We start from the raw sequence: 5,273 nt of genomic DNA on the forward strand, positions 1-5,273 counted from the left end.
TGGCGACAACTTGAAGTTTGTTGTTGAGCTAATCAACCCAGTAGCGATGGACGAAGGTTTACGCTTCGCTATCCGTGAAGGTGGTCGTACTGTTGGTGCCGGCGTAGTTTCTAAAATTATCGCCTAATTGATAGCTAATTTACGCTAGAATTCGTGTTAGCGGCATTGGAAATACTCACTGACTAACGTCAGCTCCGTGTTTCCGCTTTGCTAACCCTTCATCTAGCATTAAATTAAACTATCAATATTTTAAAAGGTCGCTTACGCGGCCTTTTTTGATCCTGTTGATTTAGAAAACAAGAAAACAAGAAAACAAGAAAACAAGAAAACAAGAAAACAAGAAAACAAGAAAACAAGAAAACAAGAACACCGAAGATACGTACCAGAAAAACATCCATCACTCGCGAAGTGTCTAATCGGACGTGGCATGGATGCTACTTATTAGAGAATGCAGGACGCACATTCTCCTGAATCCATTGTCTAGTACTTATTAACCATCACAAACCGCTCAAAACCAAGGAACTCTTATGAACTGGCAACCAACACTCTCCTGGCAAAATGCGCAAAAACGCGCTCAAATCATCAGTCAGATCAGAGGTTTTTTCAAACAACGCAATGTGCTTGAAGTAGAAACGCCAGCGTTATCCCAAGGGACAGTAACCGATGTTTACCTTGATGCGTTAAGCTGCCAGTATAATTTCCTTGCTGATTCATCCGATCAACATTCAGATACCTTATATCTGCAAACCTCGCCAGAATTTCATATGAAGCGCCTACTTGCCTCAGGCTACGGTTGTATTTACCAAATCGCCAAAGCCTATCGACATGAAGAGTTTGGTCGATACCACAACCCTGAGTTCACCATGCTTGAATGGTACCGGATTGGCTTTGACCAGTTTGACTTGATGTCTGAGGTGGCAGAACTACTTCATGCTGTTTTAGAGGGCAATAAAGCGTTATTTACTAGTTACCAAGATATCTTCGTTAAAACAGTGTCAGTTGACCCGCTGGTAGCGAATTTTGATGAGCTTGTTGATGTGTTAACTAAGCATGATAAAGCGGCTGATTGGCTTATTGAAATGAATGATGCTGACTTACTACTGCAATTTATCTTTACTGAAATAATAGAGCCACAAATTGGTATTAATGAACCTCAATTTATTTACAACTTCCCAGTTGCTCAAGCGTCATTAGCACAAGTTTGCCCAGAAGATGCCCGTGTAGCGCAGCGATTTGAGTGCTATTACCGTGGCATTGAACTAGCTAATGGCTTTAATGAATTAACTAATGCCAACGAACAATTAGCGCGCTTTAAAGAAGATAATAATAAAAGAGCAGTACAAGGTTTAGTTGAAAAGCCAATTGATAAACGCTTTATTGCCGCCTTATCAAGTGGCTTACCTGAATGCTCAGGTGTCGCCTTGGGTATAGATAGATTGATAATGTTAGCGCTAGATATTAAAGATATAAGTGAAGTACAGAGTTTTAGAGTAGATAGAGCTTAATGGTAAATAAACAAAATTGAGATATGGCAGCTTGCGGTTTATTGGTATAGCAGCGTCGAATACAGCCACCACTAAACTAGAGCGAACGAGTTAGCGGGCTAGCCTGCTTAAAAGAATCAATAAGTTAACCTGCTTAATTGCTCAGGCTAATAAGCACTGTGTGCTTAAAAAAGATGATTGCTAATTACGTAAAAATTAGGTGTAATAGCTGGATAATAAACGCTGAGTGATGCATGGATAGTTTAAAAGTGATAGATAACCTCATTAAATTGGCTTGATGTAGCTTACGTTACAAAAAGCAAATCCCCATAGCATAAACAACACCAACGCTGACACACCGAGCAGGTAGCGCCTCAGTCCAACAAGCGATTATGCGACACAAACAGCGTGTCGCATAAATACTAAAGTGTTATGTGCTTCAAAAGGATTCAGCATTGGATATACATCATTACACTACCCTAGAAACTCTTGCTTTAATATTAGAGTCAAAAAAAATCCGTTTTAACAGGCTAACTAATGTGGATGATGTTCAAGAGTCAGAAAATTTTGGCCAATATGATTTGTCCCCATTTATATACATTAGTTGCTGGACATTAAGTACAGAGGAAAGCATTCCGCTTTGGAAAATGTATACATCAAACATGAAAGGTGTACGTATTACTTTTGATGGTGAGCCTTTCCATTACAGAAAACCTGAAGTGTCAGACTTACCAGAGTTAAACATAGAATTAGATGAAAATCTTTTGTCTCCTATGACATTTAAACAAATGATGTCGCCTTCCTATTTCATAACCCCAAGCTTCTTGAGCAAAGAAAAATTTGGAAAAAAGGTAGCATATGTTGATGATGTAACCGGAATTTATGAAAACTCAGTTGCAATACAAGTTGAATCTGATGGAAAAGCTCACATGACTATGCCGGGGGCCGGAAATGTTGCTATACATAAAAACAAAGTCTGGGAGTTTCAAGAAGAATTCCGATACGCTTTGATAGCTTTTCCACCTCCAACAGGCGGTTATAGCAATGAAAATATTTCTGAAATATCAGATGTTGCAATAAACTCTATCTATCATGGTAAAAAACCAGAGGTTGATTATATTGATTTAGATATATGCCCAGAGAAATTGGAAAATATGACAATTACACTTGGACCTCTTGCTACATATGCAGATGAAATCATTCTAAAAGCTCTAGTTTCAAAGTATTGCCCTAATGCAAATATTAAGAACAGCAACCTTCAAGGTAAAATAAGGTAACAGCACATAACAAGACATTTCAGCAGGACAAAAAACAGTTGGTTTTTGCTCGTGCCTCGCTTATTTTAACCAACTATTTTATTGCCTCTGAATGAGGCGTTAGCATTACCCATAATATGGAGATTAAAAATGAGTGATATTACATGTGATTTATGTGGAGTAGGTTTACTATCTCGGTCAGATCGGTTTGGAGATAAAGAAATTACTCTTTGTGAAAAGTGTTATAAAACGGAAGATGTTTTTGAAAAGGCAAAATTAACAGGACACTCACTTAACATTGAAAGTTCTACACGCTACGCTAAACTAAAATAACCCACTACTTTATCTCAGGTGAGTTATGGCTACGCCAAGGAAACAACAAATCAGCTTAGTAGATACCCCTTATTATCATTGTGTGGCGCGTTGTGTAAGGCGCGCTTTTTTATGTGGCGAAGATACCTTGTCAGACCAAAGTTATGAGCACCGACGAGGATGGATAGAAGACAAATTACACTTTCTCACCCAAGTCTTTGCGATTGATGTATGTGCCTATGCGATTATGAGTAATCATTACCATGTAGTGCTATTTATTGATGAGGAAAAGGCTAAGCAATGGAGTATTAATGACGTTCTTGAGCGTTGGCATCGTTTGCACAAAGGTACGCTACTGACGCAACAATACTGCCGCGGTGATACCTTAGCGAAACCGTTACTCGATATCGTTAAAGCCACGGCTGAAGTCTATCGAAAACGGCTGATAAAAATCAGTTGGTTTATGGGCTATATCAATGAAAGTATTGCCAGAGCGGCTAACCAAGAAGATAACTGCACAGGCAGGTTTTGGGAAGGTCGGTTTAAATCTCAAGCCTTATTAGATGAAGCAGCTCTGGCTGCCTGTATGGCTTATGTTGATTTAAATCCTATTCGCGCTAATATCGCTAAAACGCCTGAAAGTTCAATGCATACCAGTGTAAAACTGCGCTGTGAGCAAGCAGTAAAAAGCCAGCAGCCCAATACACTCTTACCCTTTGTCGGTAACCCAAGAGAAAACATGCCCAAGGGCCTACCGTTTGAGCTTAACGACTACCTACAATTAATCGAGCTAACCGGTCGATGTATAAGAGAAGATAAGCGTGGCTTTATCGAAAACAGCCTACCGAGCATACTCAACCGGTTAAACATATCTGCTGAAAACTGGTTAATCATCACGACCGAATTTAGAACACAATTTCATGGTGCGGTAGGTCACGAAGATGTGCTCAGTGATTACTGTAGACATCAACAGCTAAAACGACGACAAAATTTAAGTCACTGCAATAAACTCTTTGCTTAGCTACATGACTGACTATTTAAAAAATCCATACACACAACGAGTCTTGCTTGAGGATGATACTTGCTAGAAAATTGATGTTTTAGTGTAGAGCGTGAGTAAATCGGTAATTTAGCCTCTACTTGTTAACAAAAAGTGCATTTAATCATGACAACTGACAAAGTAATAAAAATATCAATGTTATGTAGTTAGATTGTATTTTAAATGAGTGTCATTTATATTTGCAGAACTAGCTAATGGCTTTAATGAATTAACTAATGCCAACGAACAATTAGCGCGCTTTAAAGAAGACAACCAAAAAAGAGCAGCACAAGGTTTAGTTGAAAAGCCAATTGATGAACGGTTTATTGCCGCCTTATCAAGCGGTTTACCTGAATGCTCAGGTGTTGCATTAGGTATTGATAGACTGATAATGTTAGCGATTAACGCCGATACTATCAGTGACGTACAAAGCTTTGGGGTAGATAGAGCTTAGTATAACCAATGACTGAAGTCATTCCCGAGGGTTAATAACAATATTCAATTTTTTGTCACATGGCTTAATATCATTCAGTCTCTCCAAAGGTATCTCTAAAACGTGTAAGTGCAGGTGTCCAAGTTATTGGCTCCGCTGTTGCAAAGTAGGTATCTAGATCTGCAATAGATGCAGGGAGTTCAAAATAGTCAATTGAGAATCGTTGTATGTGTGTTTCCACCGTAGATAGCGGCATAATAGTGTAGCCCATCCCCGCAGCGACGCATCCAAGAATACCGTCGATACTACCAAATTCAAATATTCTTGTTGCCGTAACACCCAAAGAGGATAAAAATAACTCTATTCGTTGACGGTAGCTACAGCCTTGACGAAAGGCGAGAAAAGGCGTTTCTAATAGCTGTTCATTACTTGGAAATACGGTTAAAGGTTTAGCTCCTACAAGTACTAATCGTTCAGTGAATGCTTTTTTGAAATAAAGGTTGTTATGTTTAGGTCGTCCTGCAATAAAAATACCATCGACACAGCCTTTAAGTAACTTATCAAGTAGTTCAGCAGTAGGACCTGTTTCCACCATTAAATCAACTTCAGGGTAACGATGGTGGTAATCCGCTAATATGGATGGAAGGCGATATTAGGCGACAATTAGCTTGGCCGGCTCGCGACAATTAACTTGACCGGTTTTGGTACACTTCAGAGATATTCATTTCAATAGAGAAAGATATGTCTGG

Annotated in this window: 5 protein-coding genes and 2 pseudogenes; 6 read left to right on the plus strand and 1 reads right to left on the minus strand. The window is 39.1% G+C overall.

What is annotated here, in order from left to right:
* From FCS21_RS15565 to FCS21_RS15590, 6 genes and pseudogenes are all read left to right on the plus strand, one after another.
* Positions 1-127: EF-Tu C-terminal domain-related protein (locus FCS21_RS15565; protein WP_503328515.1), on the plus strand; the 127-nt coding region annotated here is incomplete at its 5' end.
* A 400-nt stretch (positions 128-527) separates the two neighbouring features.
* A complete protein-coding gene (gene epmA / locus FCS21_RS15570; RefSeq protein ID WP_138624455.1) occupies positions 528-1,505 on the plus strand; it encodes an elongation factor P--(R)-beta-lysine ligase in 978 nt (325 codons plus the stop codon).
* A gap of 434 nt (positions 1,506-1,939) precedes the next feature.
* The gene (locus tag FCS21_RS15575; protein ID WP_138624456.1) at positions 1,940-2,761 is read left to right on the plus strand and encodes a DUF2971 domain-containing protein; all 822 of its coding nucleotides are present in this window, start codon (positions 1,940-1,942) and stop codon (positions 2,759-2,761) included.
* A gap of 129 nt (positions 2,762-2,890) precedes the next feature.
* Positions 2,891-3,073, plus strand: a complete 183-nt coding sequence (locus tag FCS21_RS15580; protein ID WP_138624457.1) for a hypothetical protein — start codon at positions 2,891-2,893, stop codon at positions 3,071-3,073.
* A 25-nt stretch (positions 3,074-3,098) separates the two neighbouring features.
* Positions 3,099-4,073: a transposase gene (locus FCS21_RS15585; protein WP_138624458.1), complete on the plus strand. Its 975-nt coding sequence runs from the start codon at positions 3,099-3,101 to the stop codon at positions 4,071-4,073.
* A 223-nt stretch (positions 4,074-4,296) separates the two neighbouring features.
* A pseudogene (locus FCS21_RS15590) lies at positions 4,297-4,545 on the plus strand (amino acid--tRNA ligase-related protein); the annotation flags it as partial.
* A gap of 70 nt (positions 4,546-4,615) precedes the next feature.
* Here the strand turns inward: FCS21_RS15590 and FCS21_RS15595 are convergent.
* Positions 4,616-5,164 (minus strand): annotated as a pseudogene (locus FCS21_RS15595) (LysR substrate-binding domain-containing protein); the annotation flags it as partial.
* Between the last annotated feature and the right edge of the window lie 109 nt (positions 5,165-5,273).

Source organism: Colwellia ponticola (assembly GCF_005885605.1).
GTDB classification, from domain to species: domain Bacteria; phylum Pseudomonadota; class Gammaproteobacteria; order Enterobacterales; family Alteromonadaceae; genus Colwellia; species Colwellia ponticola.

Coding starts and splice junctions, on each gene's coding strand:
- epmA (WP_138624455.1), top strand. CDS start 528: ATGAACTGGCAACCAACACTCTCCTGGCAAAATGCGCAAAAACGCGCT.
- FCS21_RS15580 (WP_138624457.1), top strand. CDS start 2,891: ATGAGTGATATTACATGTGATTTATGTGGAGTAGGTTTACTATCTCGG.
- FCS21_RS15585 (WP_138624458.1), top strand. CDS start 3,099: ATGGCTACGCCAAGGAAACAACAAATCAGCTTAGTAGATACCCCTTAT.